Annotated in this window: 11 protein-coding genes; 5 read left to right on the forward strand and 6 right to left on the reverse strand. The window is 65.4% G+C overall.

The features are described from left to right. Positions 1-17 precede the first annotated feature (17 nt). The 5 genes from AC1RQG_RS22135 (at position 18) to AC1RQG_RS22155 (ending at position 8,313) form a co-directional block, all read left to right on the forward strand. On the forward strand, positions 18-983 hold the full coding sequence (locus tag AC1RQG_RS22135; protein ID WP_493134595.1) for a family 43 glycosylhydrolase: 966 nt from the start codon (positions 18-20) through the stop codon (positions 981-983). 48 nt (positions 984-1,031) lie between these two features. Beyond that, positions 1,032-3,326, forward strand: coding sequence for a GH32 C-terminal domain-containing protein (locus AC1RQG_RS22140; RefSeq protein ID WP_493134597.1), 2,295 nt, complete (start codon positions 1,032-1,034; stop codon positions 3,324-3,326). Between the two features lies 1 nt (position 3,327). Beyond that, complete coding sequence (locus AC1RQG_RS22145; protein ID WP_493134599.1) at positions 3,328-4,449, forward strand: ABC transporter ATP-binding protein; 1,122 nt, start codon at positions 3,328-3,330, stop codon at positions 4,447-4,449. Continuing rightward, a complete protein-coding gene (locus AC1RQG_RS22150; protein WP_493134600.1) occupies positions 4,446-5,390 on the forward strand; it encodes a carbohydrate kinase family protein in 945 nt (314 codons plus the stop codon). The genes AC1RQG_RS22145 and AC1RQG_RS22150 overlap by 4 nt, the downstream gene beginning before the upstream one ends. Before the next feature lie 88 nt (positions 5,391-5,478). After that, the gene (locus tag AC1RQG_RS22155) at positions 5,479-8,313 is read left to right on the forward strand and encodes a TonB-dependent receptor (RefSeq protein WP_493134601.1); all 2,835 of its coding nucleotides are present in this window, start codon (positions 5,479-5,481) and stop codon (positions 8,311-8,313) included. Positions 8,314-8,402: 89 nt separating this feature from the next. On the opposite strand, the gene AC1RQG_RS22160 is transcribed toward AC1RQG_RS22155, so the two are convergent. The 6 genes from AC1RQG_RS22160 to AC1RQG_RS22185 all read right to left on the reverse strand — a co-directional run bounded on the left by AC1RQG_RS22160 (position 8,403) and on the right by AC1RQG_RS22185 (position 16,474). Next, complete coding sequence (locus AC1RQG_RS22160) at positions 8,403-9,209, reverse strand: oxidoreductase (protein ID WP_493134708.1); 807 nt, start codon at positions 9,207-9,209, stop codon at positions 8,403-8,405. A 36-nt stretch (positions 9,210-9,245) separates the two neighbouring features. Beyond that, positions 9,246-9,770, reverse strand: coding sequence for a PaaI family thioesterase (locus AC1RQG_RS22165; RefSeq protein ID WP_493134710.1), 525 nt, complete (start codon positions 9,768-9,770; stop codon positions 9,246-9,248). A 125-nt stretch (positions 9,771-9,895) separates the two neighbouring features. Then, positions 9,896-13,039: an efflux RND transporter permease subunit gene (locus AC1RQG_RS22170; protein WP_493134603.1), complete on the reverse strand. Its 3,144-nt coding sequence runs from the start codon at positions 13,037-13,039 to the stop codon at positions 9,896-9,898. Beyond that, positions 13,036-14,172: an efflux RND transporter periplasmic adaptor subunit gene (locus AC1RQG_RS22175; RefSeq protein WP_493134604.1), complete on the reverse strand. Its 1,137-nt coding sequence runs from the start codon at positions 14,170-14,172 to the stop codon at positions 13,036-13,038. Before AC1RQG_RS22175 ends, AC1RQG_RS22170 begins: the two co-directional genes overlap by 4 nt. 91 nt (positions 14,173-14,263) lie before the next feature. After that, entirely contained in the window at positions 14,264-14,881 is a 618-nt protein-coding gene (locus tag AC1RQG_RS22180) for a TetR/AcrR family transcriptional regulator (protein ID WP_493134606.1), read from the reverse strand. A 129-nt stretch (positions 14,882-15,010) separates the two neighbouring features. Continuing rightward, positions 15,011-16,474: an efflux transporter outer membrane subunit gene (locus tag AC1RQG_RS22185; RefSeq protein WP_493134608.1), complete on the reverse strand. Its 1,464-nt coding sequence runs from the start codon at positions 16,472-16,474 to the stop codon at positions 15,011-15,013. Positions 16,475-16,523 lie beyond the last annotated feature (49 nt).

The raw sequence follows: 16,523 nt of genomic DNA on the forward strand, positions 1-16,523 counted from the left end.
CTGATCTGGGATAGACCATGACGCTGAAACTGAACGAGAAATACATCTGGGACTTCTGGCATTTTGAGGAAAACGGCGCGCAGCACCTGTTCTTCCTGCAGGCGGACCGCTCTATTGGGGACCCAGACCTGCGCCATTGGAACGTGTCGATCGGGCACGCCGTGTCGCCCGATTTACGCAACTGGACGCCGCTGGGCACCGTCTTTGCGCCATCGCCAACACCGGCCTGGGATGACTACACCACCTGGACCGGTTCGGTGATCAAGGCCGAAGGGGGCTATCACCTGTTCTACACGGGGACCTGCCGCGAAGAGAAGGGCATGCGTCAACGCATCGGCCACGCGACGTCCGCCAGCATCGACGGTCCATGGACGCGGGTCGGCACTGGCCTGGCCCTCGACCTTGATGAACGGTTTTACGAAGAATATGAAGCCGGCCGCTGGCATGACCGGGCACTACGCGATCCATGGGTGCTGCCGGAGAAAATTGATGGCCAGTACCACATGTTCTTCACTGCGCGCCGCAACGATGGTCCACTGTATGAACGCGGCGTGATCGGCCATGCGGTGTCGCCGGACCTGGTGCATTGGACCGCCACCGCGCCGGTCTATGAGGGTGGCCATTATGGCCAGCTTGAAGTGCCGCAGGTGTTCGAACGGGACGGTCGCTGGTATTGCGTGTTCTGCAATGTGGCCGCGCACTGGTCGCCCGAATTGCGTGCCAAACACGGTGGCGGCGTGTCGGGCACCCACTACCTGGTGGCGGATCATCCGCTGGGGCCGTGGCAGCCGGCGCCGGGCTTCCTCGATGGCGACATGCCGTGCCGCCGCTATGCCGGGAAAATCCTGCGTGATCCCGTCACCGGCGGCGACAGCCTGATGGCGTTTCAGGATACCGGCGTGGACGGCCAGTTCGTCGGCCAGATTGGCGATCCGCTGCCGCTGCGTTTCGAGCAGGGCCGGTTTTTTTTGCACGAGAAATGACAACGATAGACAATTTTGAGTAAGAATAAGAAAACACGAGGAGACGGTATGAAACACAAGCACGCCGCAGCATGGGTGTTGGCAGCGATGCTGGTGCGGCCCGCCGCCGCAGCGGAGAACACCGCGTTTCTGGCCCACTGGCCGCTGGACGAACAGACGGGGAGCCAGGCCAAGGACATAGTATCCGGTCGGGCCGACCCGGTCAGCTATGTCTTCAACCACGCGCGTTTCAAGCCGGATTCGCCGCCCTTGTGGCACGCTGCTGGCAGCTGCGTGGTCAATGGCTGCCTGCAGTTTGACGGCTACTCGACCATCGTCAACGCGCCAGGGCTGACCGACGCGCAACTGCAGCAAGGCTTTACGCTCAGTGCCTGGGTCGCCCCCCATGCCTTCGAGTGGGGCGATGGCGGCCATTATTCGGCCTTCCTCAGCCAGTTTGATGCGCAAGCCAAACAGGGTTTTTCGTTCGGCGTGTACCGTTTCGGCACCTGGGGGATGCAGTTGGGCCTTGGCAACGCCATTCTTGATGTACGCATCCGCAAGCGCAAGCTGCCGCGCGACACCTGGTCGCATGTGGCCGCCAGCTATGATGCGGCGACCCGGCGGGTGGCGCTCTACCTCAATGGCGAGCGGCTGGTCAACGTGGCGTTGCCTGCCGACGGGGCATTCAGCTTGCCGCAGCGCGCCTTGACGATCGGGCGCCATTCGGAACCGGAGCAGGTCGGCGGCGTATTCAAGCTCAATACTTTTCTTGGCCTGATGGATGAAGTCCGGATCAGCACCGGCGCCGCCTCTCGCGCTTCCATCGCTCAAATGGTGGCGGCGGACTTGGCGCCGCATGGCGGCAAGGCGCCACGACTGGCGCCGACGGACGTAAGCATCCCGGCCAGCGTATTGGCGGGGGACCGCGATCGTCCGCAATACCATCTGATACCGGATGCGGGGTGGATGAACGAGCCGCATGCACCGTTCTATTACCGGGGCCAGTACCATTTGTTTTTCCAGAAGAATCCGTTCGGGCCGTTCTGGCATCAAATCCATTGGGGCCATTGGGTCAGCCCGGACCTGGTGCATTGGCGCGAACTGCCGATCGCTCTGGCGCCCGAGGATGACGGCCTGGCGACGGACGGCATCTGGTCCGGCAGCGCCACCTATGGAGCTGATGGCGTGCCGGTGCTGTTCTTCACGGCTGGCAATGACCAGGCGCGCCCCAATCAGCGCACGGGCATGGCGACGCCGGCGGACCCCGACGATCCCGACCTCGTCCGGTGGACCAAATTTCCCGTCCCCGTCACGATGCAGCCTGAAGGACTAGGGCGCTTTGGTGAATTCCGCGATCCCTTCGTGTTCCGCGACGGCGACCGCTGGTTTCAGCTGGTCGGCTCCGCCCTTCCAGGCCGCAGCGGCACGGCACTGGTTTTTGAATCGACCGACCTGCGCACATGGTCGCCGCGCGGTCCGCTGTTCTCGATCGACGCCAGTGGCCAGGCCGGCATGGACGCGACCTGGGAGCTGCCGGTGTTGCTCCCCATCGGCCACGGCAAGGACGGTCGCCTGCGGCACGTCTTCCTCAATGATGTGCATGGGCAGGCGTATTATTGGATCGGCGTGTTCGACCCGGTCAGTGCGCGTTTCACGCCTGATCTGGAAACACCACGGGTGTTCGACCTGGGACAGCACCATTTCTCTGGCCCGAGCGGCTTCGTCGATCCCAAGACCGGCCGCACCATCGTGTTTTCCATCGCCCAGGGCGAACGTACGCTGCAGGACGAAGCGGACGCCGGTTGGGCGCATAACGGCGGCTTGCCGATCACGCTGGCGCTGGGCGACGATGGCGACTTGCGCATCGCGCCGATTGGCGAAGTCAGCCAGTTGCGGCAGCAGCAACTGCTCGACTTGCGCGACGTCACACCCGAGGTGGCCGAGCGCGCCTTGGCGCAGATCCATGGTGATGGCGTCGAAATCGAACTGATGCTGGCACCGGGGGCACAGGCGGCGAAGCGCGGCCTCCGGCTGCGCGTGGCGCCCGGACTACTGGAGCACACCGACCTGTACGTCGACGCCGCCCGCCAACGTCTGGAAATCGACCGCAGCAAAACCTCGCTGGCCCATGCCTACGGGATCCAGGGCGGGGCCTTCGATCCGGGTGGCGAACCGTTGCGCATGCGGGTGTTCCTGGACCGCTCGATGGTCGAGGCCTACGTCAACGAACGCAAGAGCGTGACCAGCCGCGCCTATCCGACACGGACGGATGCGGATGGCCTGGGGTTGCTGGTCGCCCCCGGCGATAGGATCGTCTCGCTGAAGGTATGGACGATGGGTAGCAAAGCACAAAGGAATTGAGATGGCAGAAATTTCATTGCGGGGTGTCGGCAAGACTTACCCTGGAAAAGAGTCGCACTATATCTTGCGGGATATCGACTTCGTCATCGGCGATGGCGAGTTCGTGGTGCTGGTCGGTCCCTCAGGCTGCGGCAAATCCACGCTGCTGCGGATGGTCGCCGGGCTGGAGGAGATCAGCGCCGGAGAGATTCTGATCGATGGCGAACGCGTCAACGATACGCCGCCCGCGAAACGCGGCTTGTCGATGGTGTTCCAGAGCTACGCGCTGTATGCGCACATGAGCGTGTTCGAGAACATCGCCTTCGGCCTGAAACTGGCGCGCGTGCCCAAGGCTGAAATCAAGCTTGCGGTGCACGCGGTGGCCAAGATGCTGCAAATGGAGCATCTGCTGGAGCGCAAACCGCCGCAGCTGTCGGGCGGCCAGCGCCAGCGTGTGGCGATTGGACGCGCCATCGTCCGCAAGCCGCGCGCCTTCCTGTTTGATGAGCCGCTGTCCAATCTGGACGCGGCCCTGCGCGCCGACATGCGCGTGGAAATCGCGCGCCTGCACAAGCAGCTCGGCGCCACCATGATTTACGTCACGCACGACCAGGTCGAGGCGATGACGCTGGCCGACCGCATCGTGGTGCTGGGGCCGGCGGGCGTCCAGCAAATCGGCGCGCCGATGCAGCTATACGAACGACCGGCGAACGTCTTCGTCGCCGGCTTTATCGGCAGTCCCAAGATGAATCTGTTTCCGGCGACTTTGACACCGTCGGGCCACCTGCGCTTCGGTGGCGCGCAACTGGCGTGGCAAGCGCCGGGCGCGGGGCAGGGGGCGGCGGTCACGGTGGGAATACGTCCGGAACACCTGGTGGCAGACGCCAACGGCACGATTCAGGGGACGGTGATCCTGGTCGAGCGCCTGGGCGCCGAGTCCTATGTGCACGTGGAGGTGGCGGGATTGGACAAGCCGCTGGTCGTCGTGACGCAGGGCGAACCGCCGGCGGCCGATCATTGCTGGCGTATTTCACCGATGGCCGGGCGGGTGCACGTGTTTAACCAGGCGGGCCTGCGCATGGAGCCGCAGCCCGTCGCCATCAATGCAAACGCCGGTGCGGCCGGCCATCCGGAGGCAGCATGATCATCGTTTGTGGGGAAGCATTGTTCGACGTCTTTAACGACGGCGGACTGGCCGGCGGCGCGGGTTTTTCGCTGTCGGCGCGCATCGGCGGCTCGCCGTTCAACCTGGCGGTGGGCCTGGCCAGGCTGGGGGCGTCCCCGATGTTTTTCGGCGGACTGTCGGGCGATGTGTTCGGCCGCCGGCTGGCCGACGCGCTGGCGCACGAAGGCGTCGATCTTGCGGCCGCGCCGCGGCCGTCGGCCAGCACCGCCCTGGTCTTCGTCGATCTGGACGCCGCGGGGGTGCCGGTCTACACGCTGTACGGCGAACAGACCGCGGAGCGGGTGGTGAACCCCGCCGACCTTGCGCGGGTGCCGCACGATGCCGCGGTGATCCACGTCGGCTCGTATTGCATGGCGGTGGAACCGGTGGCGTCCACGCTGCGGGCGCTGGTGGCGCGCCAGCAAGGCCGCAGCCTGATCGCCTTCGACCCGAACGTGCGGCTGACGATACAGCCGAGCCTCGCCGTCTGGATCGAGAGCATGGCGTGGATGCTGCCCAGGACCGACCTGTTGAAGATCAGCGACGAAGACATCGGCCACTTGTATCCGGGCATGACGCCGCGCGATTTTATCGACCTGGCGTTGCGGCACGGGGTGAAGCTGGTCGTGGTAACGCGCGGCGCGGAAGGCGTGCTGGCGGCCACGCCGGCGCTGGCACCGATTGAATTGCCGGCATCGCGCGTCGCCGTGATCGACACTGTTGGCGCTGGCGACACCTTCCAGGCGGCGTTGCTGTCCTGCTTGTCGCGGCGCGGTCAGCTTAGCCCGGCCGCGCTGGCGGCGATCGACGAGACGTCGTTGCGCACGGCCTTGGCCTTCGCGGCGCAGGCTGCCGCCTTAACCTGTTCGCGGCGCGGTGCCGACCTGCCGCGCCTGGAGGAGGTGTTGGCGACCATGTAAAAAATTACGCTAGAGATGACAACGTTGGACAAACCTAATCCTGTCAAGTCGGCCGCGCGCCGTTGATAATCATAAAAGGAGAGACACCATGCACTATTCTATGAACCGTTATATCGCCCGCTCGGCGGCGCTGGCCATTTGCCTTGCGCCGGCGCTGGTGTTCGCCCAGCAGCAGAGCGGCGCCGCAGCCCCGGGCCAGCCAAACGCCGAGGCCGGCGGCACTGACCCGTCGGCCGTCGTCATCGTCACCGGCGTGACCAAGACCACGACCAAGAAGAACGCGACGTTTTCGATCAACACCCTGGGCAGCGAGGAGATCCAGCGCCTGGCACCAATGAGCACGGCCGACCTGCTGGCCAACTTCCCCGGCATGTATTCGGAGGGCAGTAGCGCGGGTGAGGCCAGCAACAACATCACGGTGCGCGGCCTGCCTGTCACCGGCGGCTATCGCTTCGCGCCGCAGCTGATCGATGGCTTGCCGGCCTACGAGGAACCGGAAGCGCCGTTCATGAACAACGACGTGTTCATCCGCGACGATCTGATGACCGACAGCGTGGAGGTAGTCAAGGGCGGTCCGGGCGGCATCCTGTATTCCAACGGCCTGGGCGCGACGGTCAACCACGTCACCCGCACCGGCGGCGACCATCTGGCCGGCGGCTACAAGATCGAATACGCGGACTATGGCTTCATCCGCCAGGACGCGTTCGTCTCCGGCCCGCTCAATCGCAACCTGACGGGTGCGGTGGGCGGCTTCTACCGCCGCAGCGACGGCATCCGTGACACCGGCTATACGGCCGACCGCGGCGGCCAGGTGCGCGGCAACCTGGTCTACACCAGCGATGACCACATGAGCACGGCGCGCGTCGACGCGCTGCTGATCAACGACCGCACCGCGTTCTACCAGAACCTGCCCATCTCCGTGCCACGCTTCACCAGCAGCGGCACCCCGGCCAACCCGACCGTCATCAACCAGGACACCATCCAGCCGCTTGGCATCGACTTCGCCCATGGCACCACCGCGTCGCCGTACAACCGCACCTTCAACATGTTGGGGGAGTATGGAAGCCGCACGATCGACCAGGCGGACGGCATCCATCCGGACTTCAGGATGCTCACGCTCAGTGGCTCGCACGAGCTGGCCAACGGCTGGAAGCTGTCGTCGGGCTTGCGTTACACGACGGGTAGCAACGGCTTTAATGCCGTATTCACCGGCAACGACACGGCCACGGCGACCAACTTCCTGAATGCCCGCTACCAGAACGACGTGATCTCGCCGGCGCATGGCGCGGCGCTGGGCTGCAACCTGGGCAATGCCAAGCTGATCGGCTACTTTAACGTGCCGGCCAGCAACCCGTGCGCGGCCTTCGCCAACATCAGCCGCGACGACTTTGTCCGCAAGTACGCCAAGGCCACCGGCGTGGTCGGACACTACCTGAACGACGGCGCGCTGGTGCCCGGCACAGCCACGCTGAACTTCGCGGTGCCGTTCATCGCCGATGTCGACGCCACCAGCACCTCCCTCGACCTCAAAGCCCAGAAGTCGTTCCAGTTGCAGGGTACGCACGACCTGACCTTCGGCGTCTACAAGAGCCGGTACAGCTATGCGCCCAACTTCCAGGCCGGTTTGCTGGTCACGGACGTGGCGGCCCAGTCGCGGCCGGTCGAGTTGACGGCCGTTGACGCCCAGGGGCAACAGGTTGGCCCTAGCCTGACCTCCGGCGGCGCGATTCTGCCAGGCTGGTTCGGTTTCGTCAGCCAGATCCATGGCGATGGCAATGCGGCCTATCTGCTCGACCATTGGGAAACCATGGGCAACAAGCTCAAGATTGATGCCGGCGTGCGCTGGCAAGACTTGAAGGCGGATGTGGTGCGACGTGACCGCAACCACACGGTCGACCTGACCCCGGCCGGAACGGTGGTCGGCTCGACCCAGGACACGGCCGCCGATAACGAGATCAGCTTCCCTGGCGCGCCTTCCATGCTGAACAAGACCTACCATGGCCTGGGCTGGTCGCTGGGGGGCAATTACAGCTTCAGCAAGGCGTTGGCCGTGTATGCGCTGGCATCGAATTCGTTCCGCCTGCCGAGCCTGCAGGACTTGAATGACCTCAGCGTCGCGGGGGCCACGGTGGTCAACGGCAATCAGGTGGAGGTGAGCGCGGTCGAGCATATCCGCCAGTACGAGATGGGCTTGCGTTATCTGACCCGTGGCTTTGGCGCTTCGGTGGCGCTGTTCTACAACAACTTCTCGCCACGTAGCGCGGTCAATGTCTACAAGGACATCCAGTCGGCCTCGTGCGCGACGCAGGGGGGCGTCACACAGATTAATTCGTGCCCGGATGTCGCGCAGCTCTACAAGCGCGGTGTCCAGAACGTGGGTACCGAAGTGGAGTTGAGCTGGCGGCCCGCAGCGCTGGATGGTCTGGAGCTGAAGGGGAATGTCGTGCTGCAGAATCCCAAGGTCACCGGCGCCAACTACACCATCACCCAAGAGGATAAGGATGCACAAGGGGTGATCACCGGCTACCATTACGTGCAGATCAGTGAGGATGGCCGCCGTCCGCGCCGGCTGCCGAAAGTGATGGTCAACCTGATGCCATCGTACGACTTGCTCAATCTCACCGGGGTGCCGGTCAGCCTGTACGCGCAGTACCAGTACTATGGTTCGCGCTTCTCGGAGGCGACCGATAACAACGTGACGCTGTATCCGGCCTACCACATCATCAACGCCGGCGCGCAATACCAGATCTCGGAACGTCTGAGCGCGCATCTGCACGTCGCCAATCTGACCAATCAGTTGTCGTTCACAGAGGGCGATCCCTTGTTCAGCGACCTGCTTTCGCCGGACGGGACGCGCAACCGCGGCGTGGCCCGCCCCTTGTTCGGACGGACGGTTCGATTCAGCCTGAGCTATATGTTCTAGTCAAGGTTGGGCAGGCGGGGCAGGGCGGCCCGCCTGCCCCAACCAACCTATCGCATCACGACGGCCGGCGCCGCTTTGGGGCCGGCATGTCAGGCCAGCCCGAAAGTTTTCCGCAGGCTGGCGTCGACCGGGCCGGCGGGCATGAAGCGGCGCAGCTTGCTCAACAGCGAAGCTTCGCCTTTTGGCGTGCGCCGCATTTTCCATGTGCCCAATGCCGCATCGAGCACCGCAGTGGCCACCCCATCGGGCGTCGGGGCATTGTTGACGCTGTTGGCGATGGCGCGCACGACGGTGGCGCGCTGGGCATCATAGGCGGCGATGCTTGCGGCCGCTTCCGGTGCATTCGCATCGAGGTTGGTCTTGGTGTACGACGGTTCGACCAGCACCACGCGGACGCCCAAATTGCGCACTTCATGGTCCAGCGACTCGGACATGCCTTCCACCGCGTGCTTGGATGCCGAATACAGGCCCATGTACGGCGCCGGCAGGAAACCGAGCACGGAGCTGATGTTGACGATGCGTCCCGCGCGCTGCGCGCGCATGTGCGGCAGCACCGCCTGGATGGTGCGCAGGGTGCCGAACACGTTGGTGTCGAACAGCGACTGCGCCTCGGCGATCGAGGTTTCCTCCACCGCGCCGAGCAGCGTGCCGCCGGCGTTGTTGACCAGCACGTCGATGCGCCCGGCTTGTGCGATGATGGTCGCGATCCCCCGCTGAACGGACGCGTCGTCGCGGACGTCCATCTCGACCAGTTGCACGCCCGGGATAGCCTGCGCTGTTGCCGTGTTGCGCACGGTGCCGAAGACCTGGCATCCGCGCTTGGCAAACTTTTCCGCGGTGACACGTCCAATGCCCGACGAGACGCCGGTGATCACGACAATTGTTGGATTCGACATCATAATTCCTTCGATATGGGTGATGAGGGGAATGCGTTACGCAACGACACTATCCAGAATGCTTTCCCCGATCGGGGCCACCGACGGCACCTCGAACACAAAGCAGGTCGTGGTCGCGTGGGCATACAACTTACCGTGTTCATCCTCGACGCGGGCTTCCGCCGTGGCCATCTGCCGGCCGGCATGGATCACCGTGGCGACCGCGCGCAGCGGCCCGGTCTTGTGGGTGGCCGGCCGCACGATGTTGATGCTCAGTTCGGCCGTGGTGTAGGAACGCCCGGCCGGCAAGGTGGTCTGCACCGCGCAGCCCAGGGCGGAGTCCAGCAGCGTGGAAAACCAGCCGCCGTGCACCGTCCCCAGCGGGTTGTAGTGCTGATGCAGCGGGATGCCTTGGAACACGGCGCGGCCGTCGCCGACTTCCAGCAGCGTCATGTTCATGGTCGCGTTCATGGGGGGATGGGGCAACGCGCCGGCCATCATGGCTTCGAGTATTTCGCGCCCGCTCTTGCCGGCCAGCTGCTCCAGGCGAGCCAGCCCGGGCGCGCCGCCGCCGTCGCGCATGCGCTGCTGGGCATCGGCTTGCAGGTTTGCCCAGACTAAGGTTCTTTGATCGTTCAAGGTTCTCTCCGGTGACTGGTCCGCCGCGTTGGCTGCGGCGGACCTGGTTGACAATGGCTGCCCGGCATTCAGGCCGCGCCGGTGCCGGTTTTGGCGATGGATGCCACGTTGCCGTGGTGTGGCATGGCAGCCGGTTGCTGGCTGGCCTGGTCCGGCTTGATCTTGAACCAGATGGCGTACATGGCCGGCAGGAACACCAGGGTCAGGACGGTGCCGGCGAACGTTCCGCCGATCAGCGTATAGGCCAGGGTGCCCCAGAACACCGAATGGGTCAGCGGGATGAAGGCCAGGATGGCCGCCAGCGCCGTCAGGATCACCGGACGCGAGCGCTGCACGGTGGCCTCGACCACCGCGTGGAAGGGGCTCAGTCCGGCATCCTTGTTGTGCTGGATTTGCCCGATCAGGATCAGCGTGTTGCGCATCAGGATGCCCGAAAGCGCGATCAATCCCACCAGCGCATTGATGCCGAACGGTTGCCGGAACAGGATCAACGTGGGCACGACGCCGATCAGCCCAAGCGGACTGGTTAGGAAGACCATAATCATCGCGGAGATCGAGCGCACCTGGAAGATGATGATCAGCAGGGTGGCCGCCAGCATGATGGGGAACAACGGCAACATGGCCTTGGTTGCCTTGCCCGATTCCTCGATCGAACCGGCTTCTTCGATGGAGTAACCGGCCGGCAGCCGGTCCACGATGGGCTGCAATTGTTTGGTGATGGCACTCGATACGTCCGGCGGCTGCAAGCCTTCGGCGATATCGCCGCGCACGGTGATGGTGGGCATGCGGTCGCGCCGGCGGATGACCGGTTCTTCCGCGCGCACCTCCACCTTGCCCACCTGCGACAGCGGGATGCGTTGCCCATTGGCGCCGGTCAGGGTGAAGTCGGCCAGCTTGGCCAGATCGATCCGGGCGTCGCTGCCTGGACGGGCCGAGCGGACGACGAGCTGCACGGTGCGGATGTCTTCGCGCACGCTGCCGATCGGCACGCCGCTGAGCAGGAATTGCAGTTGCTGCGCGGCGGCACTGGACGTCAGCCCAACGGCTTGCAAGCGGTCTTGCTGCAGGCTGAAATGCAGCGTCGGCGTGCGGGTGCCCCAGTCGTTATTGACCGTGCGCATCATCGGACTGGCGGCCATCAGTTTTTCCACGTCGGCGGCGATGCTGCGCAGCTTGTCCGGGTCGGGGCCGGCCACGCGGTAGGCGACCGGGAACGGCGAATACGGGCCGAACACCAGCTGGGTGACGCGCACGCGCGCCTCGGCGGCCAGGCCGTCGGCGACCGCCACGCGCAAGCGCAGCTTCAACGCCTCGCGCTGGTCCGGGTTTTCGGTGCGGACCACGATCTTGGCGAACGAGGGATCGGGCAGTTCCGGTCCCATCGCCATGTAGAAGCGCGGCGCACCCTGGCCCACATAGGCCGTGACGATCTTCGCCTCCGGCTGTTTGGCCAGCCATGCCTCGATCTTGGCGGCGGCGCCGCTGGTCTGGCTGATCGCGGTGCCATACGGCATTTGCACTTCGACCAGCACTTCGGGCCGGTCCGAGATCGGGAAGAATTGTTTCTTGACGATGGCCATGCCGGCGATGGCCAGCACGAACAGGCCGACCACGGTGCCGGCCGCCAGCCACTTGCGGGCGATCACGCGCGCGAGGACCTGGCGGAAGCGGTGATAGCGCGGCGTATCGTACAGCGCATCGTGGCCGCCGGCGACTTGCCTCAGCTCGGGCAACAGCTTGACGCCCAGGTAGGGGGTGAACACCACCGCCACCACCCATGACGCGATCAGGGAAATGCCGACGATCCAGAACATGTTGCTGGTGTACTCGCCGGCGCTGGAGCGGGCGAAACCGTTGGGCATGAAGCCGACCGCCGTGACCAGCGTGCCCGCCAGCATGGGCGCGGCCGTATGGCTCCAGGCATAGGCGGAGGCGGCGACGCGGCTGTAGCCTTCTTCCATTTTGACCACCATCATTTCGATGGCGATGATGGCGTCGTCCACCAGCAAGCCCAGTCCCAGGATCAGCGAGCCCAGCGTGATGCGGTCGAAGTTCTTGCCGGTCGCGGCCATCACGACGAACACCGTGGCCAGCGTCAGCGGCACGGCGGCGGCGACCACGATCCCCACGCGCCAGCCCATGCTGACGAAGCACACCACCATCACCACCAGCAGCGCCACGAAGAATTTCACCATGAATTCATCGACCGCCGAACTGATGTTGACGGCCTGGTCGGTGACCTTGCTCAGGCTCAGGCCCAGCGGCAGGTCGGCGTTGATCGCATGGACTTCCTGGTCCAGCGCCTTGCCCAGGTCGAGCCCGTTCCAGCCGTCGCGCATGATGACGCCCAGCAGCAGGGCCGGCTCGCCGCCGTTGCGGATCATGAACGTGGCCGGGTCCTCATAACCGCGCTGGACGGTGGCGATGTCCGACAGTTTCAGGGTGCGGCCCTGCGCCACGATGGGCGTGTCGCGGATCTTCTGCAACTGGTCGAAGGCGCCGTCGAGGCGGATGAACACTTGCGGCCCCCGGGTTTCCACGGAGCCGGCCGGGGTCAGGGCGTTCTGGCTGTTCAGGGCGGCGAACACCTCCTGCGGGCTGATGCCCAGCGTGGCCAGGCGCTCATGCGAGAACTCCACGTAGATGCGCTCGGCCTGTTCGCCGACGATGTTGACCTTTTTGACGCCCGGCACATGCAGCAGGCGCTGGCGCAGCGTCTCCGCATCGCGCACCAGCACGCGCTGCTGCTCGCCCTTGGCCTTGAGGGCATACAGGGCGAAGGTGACGTCCGAGTATTCGTCGTTGACCATGGGGCCGATCACGCCGGCGGGCAGGTTGGCCGCTTCGTCCGCGACTTTCTTGCGCGCCTGGTAGAACTGCTCCGGCACTTCGGACGGCGGGGTGGTGTCGAGCAAGGTCAGGGTCGTGAACGCCAGGCCGGGCCGGGTGTAGGTTTCGCTGCGGTCGTACCAGCGCAATTCCTGCAAGCGCTTCTCCAGCTTCTCCGCCACCTGGTCCTGCATCTCCTGTGCGCTGGCGCCAGGCCAGGCGGTGACGACCGTCATCACTTTGACCGTGAAGGCGGGGTCTTCCGCCCGCCCCAGTTTGAAGAAGGCAACCAGGCCGGCCAGGGTGATCAGGCAGATCAGGAACAGGGTGATGGAACGCTCGCGCACGGCGAGCGCGGACAGGTTGAAACGGCGCTCGCTCATGGCCGTGCTCCCGTGGTGGCGCCCGCGTCGGCCAGGCGCACTTGCTCGCCTTCGCGCAGCAGGTGGGCGCCGAGCGCGACGATCCGCTCGCCTTGCCTGAGCTGGCCGGTGACGCGCGCGTCGTCGTCGCCCAGTCGCTGGACCATCACCGGCCGCCACGACACCTTGGTCGGGGCGCCCTGAATGACCCAGACCCCGGGGCCTTTTCCGGCGTCGTACAGGGCTGCGAGCGGCACCGACAGGGCGGCCTGCGCCGCCTGGGCTGCCGCGCGTGTGGCAGCTACTGGCGCCGCCGGCGCTTCCGGGATCCGGATGGTGACGGTGGCACCCAGCGGCGCGTCAGACAGATCCTCTTCGAGCACATAGCGGGCTTCGAAGGTGCGGGTCAGGCGGTCGGCGGTGTCCGACAATTGGCGCAGTTTGGCCGGCACGGCGCGGTCTTCGCGGCCGAACAGCGTGGCCACCGCGTCGGTGCCGAGCGCTGGGCGCAGGGTTTCCGGCAACTGGATGATGGCTTCGCGGCGCCCGGCGTGCGCCACGCGCACCACGGCCTGGCCCGCCCCGACCACCTGGCCGGGTTCGGCCAGCGTTTCCATGACCACGCCATCGGCGTCCGCCACCAGTTCCGCGTAGCGGTTGGCGTTGTGCGCCACTTCGGCTTGGGCTTCGGCCGCGTTGAGCTGGGCGCGGGCGGCATCGGCCGCCGCCTTGGCCTGGTCATAGGCCGCAGCAGAGATGGCGCCGGTGCCGCGCAGGCTTTGATAGCGGGCTTCGTCGTCGGCGGTCTGCCGGGCCCGTGCACGGGCGGCGGCGACGGCCTCCTGCTGGGCATGGGCGGCCAGCTGCAGGTCGGCGGGGTCGATCCGCATCAGGACCTGGCCGCGCCGCACGGTTTGGCCGGCATCGACCAGGCGTTCCAGCACTTTGCCGGCCACCCGGAAACCGAGGTCGCTCTGGACCCGGGCGGCGACGACGCCGGTGAAGGCGCGCGACCCGGTGGTCGCGTTTTGGACGGTGGCGGCGCGCACCAGCGGCACGACGGTGCGTGGATCGGATTGCGTTTTATCGCCGCAGGCGAACAGCGCGAACGGTAAGGCTGCCATGACAGCAGGAACAGCGAGGCGGCGGAACATAGAAATCCCCTAAGAAATCCAGACAGGATTTCATTTTGGGACTAGTGACTAATTTTGTCAACGGTCACAAACCGTCGCCTGCGACATTTTTTCAGGGGGACAGGCTGCGCAGCACCAGGCTGGACAACAGGGCCGGGGCTTCGTCCGTATAGTCGAGGCCGTACTGCAAGAGCAGGGGATTGAGATAGGGGCGCATGACCAGGTAGATCGCGCCGGCCGTTTCGTCGAGCGGCGTCTTGCGCTCGAATTCCCCGCTTTCGCGTCCCTGGCGCAGGATGTCCCGCAACATGGCGCCGATGTGTTCCTCGTAGTCAAGCACCACCTGCCAGCGCTCGGTCGCGGCCGATGCGGCGATGTCGTACAACTTGCGGTCTTCGAACAGCAGACGCAGGCCTGCGTCCACGGCGGCCTTGAACATGCGCCGTAACTGTTCCGGCGGCCGGTCGGTGCTGGCGATGGCGGCCTTCATCTCCGCTTCGAGTTGACTGATGCAATTGGCGCAAATCACTTCGCCGATCGCTTGCTTGGATTCGAAGAATTTGTAGATATAGGCCTTGGAAAAGCCGATCGCCTTGGCAAGGTCGGAAACGGTGGTCTTTTGGTAACCATACAAGCCGAAGTGCTTGGTGGCTTCGGCGACGATTTGAGCGCGTACCTCGTGCTCGACGGGGCCGCGGGCGGAGGTGGGGGAGAGGCTGGGCTTGTTCATGGCCGATAGCTTACCGCGCGGCGCATCAATGCACAATAAGTGACCAATTCGTAATATGGTAATCATGCGCCGGTATGCGCGTGGATGGATCGGCCATGCCGGCGGCGTAGGAAGCTATCGCCATGGTGTTTAATTGGCTGCGGCGATGGCGACGGTGTTCGCGGGCTGCCAGCCTCCGCCCAGCGCCTTGAAGGCGGCCACGGCCGCGCGCGCCGATTCGGTTTGCGCCTGCGCCCGCATATCGCTGGCGCGCAGCAGGTTGTCATCGGCCTGCAAGACTTCGATGAGGCTGACCACGCCTTTTTCGTAGGCGGCAAACGAAGCCCCGCGCGCGCGGCTGAGCGAGGCCACGCCCTGGGCCAGGATGCCGGCCTGCTGTTCGCGGTTGACCAGCGCGGAAAACGCGTTTTCCACGTCTTCGGTGGCGCGTAGCGCAGCCAGGCGGTAGGCCGCCAGCGCTTCCGCTTCCTGCCCTTTGGCCGCGTCGATCTGCGCGTTGATGCGGCCAAAGTCGAACAGCCGCCAGCGCAGGCCCAGCACGCCGGCGGCCTGGTTGGCGCCGCCGCTGAACAGGTTGCCGGCGGAAACCGTCGTCGCGCTGCCGAGCATGCCGCTCAAGGAAAACTTGGGGTAATACTCGGCGACCTCCATGCCGATGCGCGCGTTCGCGCCAGCCAGGCGGCGTTCGGCGACGATCAGATCGGGTCGGCGCCGCAGCAGGTCGCCCGGTGTGCCGGTCGCCGCGATGCGCGGCGCGGCGGGAATCTCGCCCGGCGTCGTCAGGGCATCCCGATGGGCGCCGGGCGCCGTGCCCAGCATGACGTCGAGCGCATTCATGGCCGCGTCCAGTCCGGAGTCGAGCACCGGTATCGATGCCTGTACCTGGGCCAGCGCGCCCTCGGCTTGCCGCAACTGCAATTCGGCCGCCAGTCCTTTGGCATACAAGAGATTGATTGTCGAGACTAATTTCTGCTGCGTCTGCACCTGGTCGCGGGCCACGTGCAGGCGGGTTTGCAGGCCGCGGATCGTGATGTAGATGTCGGCCGTTTGCGCCGCCACGGCCAGCCGTGTCGCCGCCAGGCCCGCCTCGGACGCCTGGTAGTCGGCCAATGCCGCTTCGCGTCCACGGCGCAGGCCGCCGAACACGTCCAATTCCCAGCCAGCCGCGAGGTTCGCTTCATAGCTGTCGCCATGACGGTCGAAGCCGGGTGTCGCATTCAGGATTTGTCCCAGCGGCGTTTCCAGCGACTGGTAGGCGCGCGCGCCCTGGGCGCTGACATTGCCTGAAGGAAGCAGCGCGGCGTTGGCCGCCCCGAGGCCTGCGCGCGCTTGGGCAACGCGCGCGGAAGCCTGCGCGAGATCGAGATTCTGCTGCAGCGCCTGGGTGACGAGGCGGCTCAGTAGTGGGTCGCCAAAGCCTTCCCACCACACCGCGAGGTCGGCGCTGGCGCTGGCTTGCCGGTGCTCAATCGCGGTTTGGCTAAGGTAGTGCTTCGGCAGCGTGTTGCCGGGCTGGACGTAATCTGGCCCGGCAGCGCATCCGGTGACCAGTGCGGCGATGGCGGGCAGGAGAAGGGTGCGTTTGGGTAGCATGGGCATGATCCGTGGCTCAACTTTGGTTTGTGTCTGGTGACTATAACAT

It is taken from the genome of Rugamonas sp. GW822-FHT03B10, from assembly GCF_058801745.1.

Coding starts and splice junctions, on each gene's coding strand:
- AC1RQG_RS22170 (WP_493134603.1), bottom strand. CDS start 13,039: ATGAGCGAGCGCCGTTTCAACCTGTCCGCGCTCGCCGTGCGCGAGCGT.
- AC1RQG_RS22155 (WP_493134601.1), top strand. CDS start 5,479: ATGCACTATTCTATGAACCGTTATATCGCCCGCTCGGCGGCGCTGGCC.
- AC1RQG_RS22175 (WP_493134604.1), bottom strand. CDS start 14,172: ATGTTCCGCCGCCTCGCTGTTCCTGCTGTCATGGCAGCCTTACCGTTC.
- AC1RQG_RS22185 (WP_493134608.1), bottom strand. CDS start 16,474: ATGCTACCCAAACGCACCCTTCTCCTGCCCGCCATCGCCGCACTGGTC.
- AC1RQG_RS22160 (WP_493134708.1), bottom strand. CDS start 9,209: ATGTCGAATCCAACAATTGTCGTGATCACCGGCGTCTCGTCGGGCATT.
- AC1RQG_RS22145 (WP_493134599.1), top strand. CDS start 3,328: ATGGCAGAAATTTCATTGCGGGGTGTCGGCAAGACTTACCCTGGAAAA.
- AC1RQG_RS22180 (WP_493134606.1), bottom strand. CDS start 14,881: ATGAACAAGCCCAGCCTCTCCCCCACCTCCGCCCGCGGCCCCGTCGAG.
- AC1RQG_RS22150 (WP_493134600.1), top strand. CDS start 4,446: ATGATCATCGTTTGTGGGGAAGCATTGTTCGACGTCTTTAACGACGGC.
- AC1RQG_RS22135 (WP_493134595.1), top strand. CDS start 18: ATGACGCTGAAACTGAACGAGAAATACATCTGGGACTTCTGGCATTTT.
- AC1RQG_RS22140 (WP_493134597.1), top strand. CDS start 1,032: ATGAAACACAAGCACGCCGCAGCATGGGTGTTGGCAGCGATGCTGGTG.
- AC1RQG_RS22165 (WP_493134710.1), bottom strand. CDS start 9,770: ATGCGCGACGGCGGCGGCGCGCCCGGGCTGGCTCGCCTGGAGCAGCTG.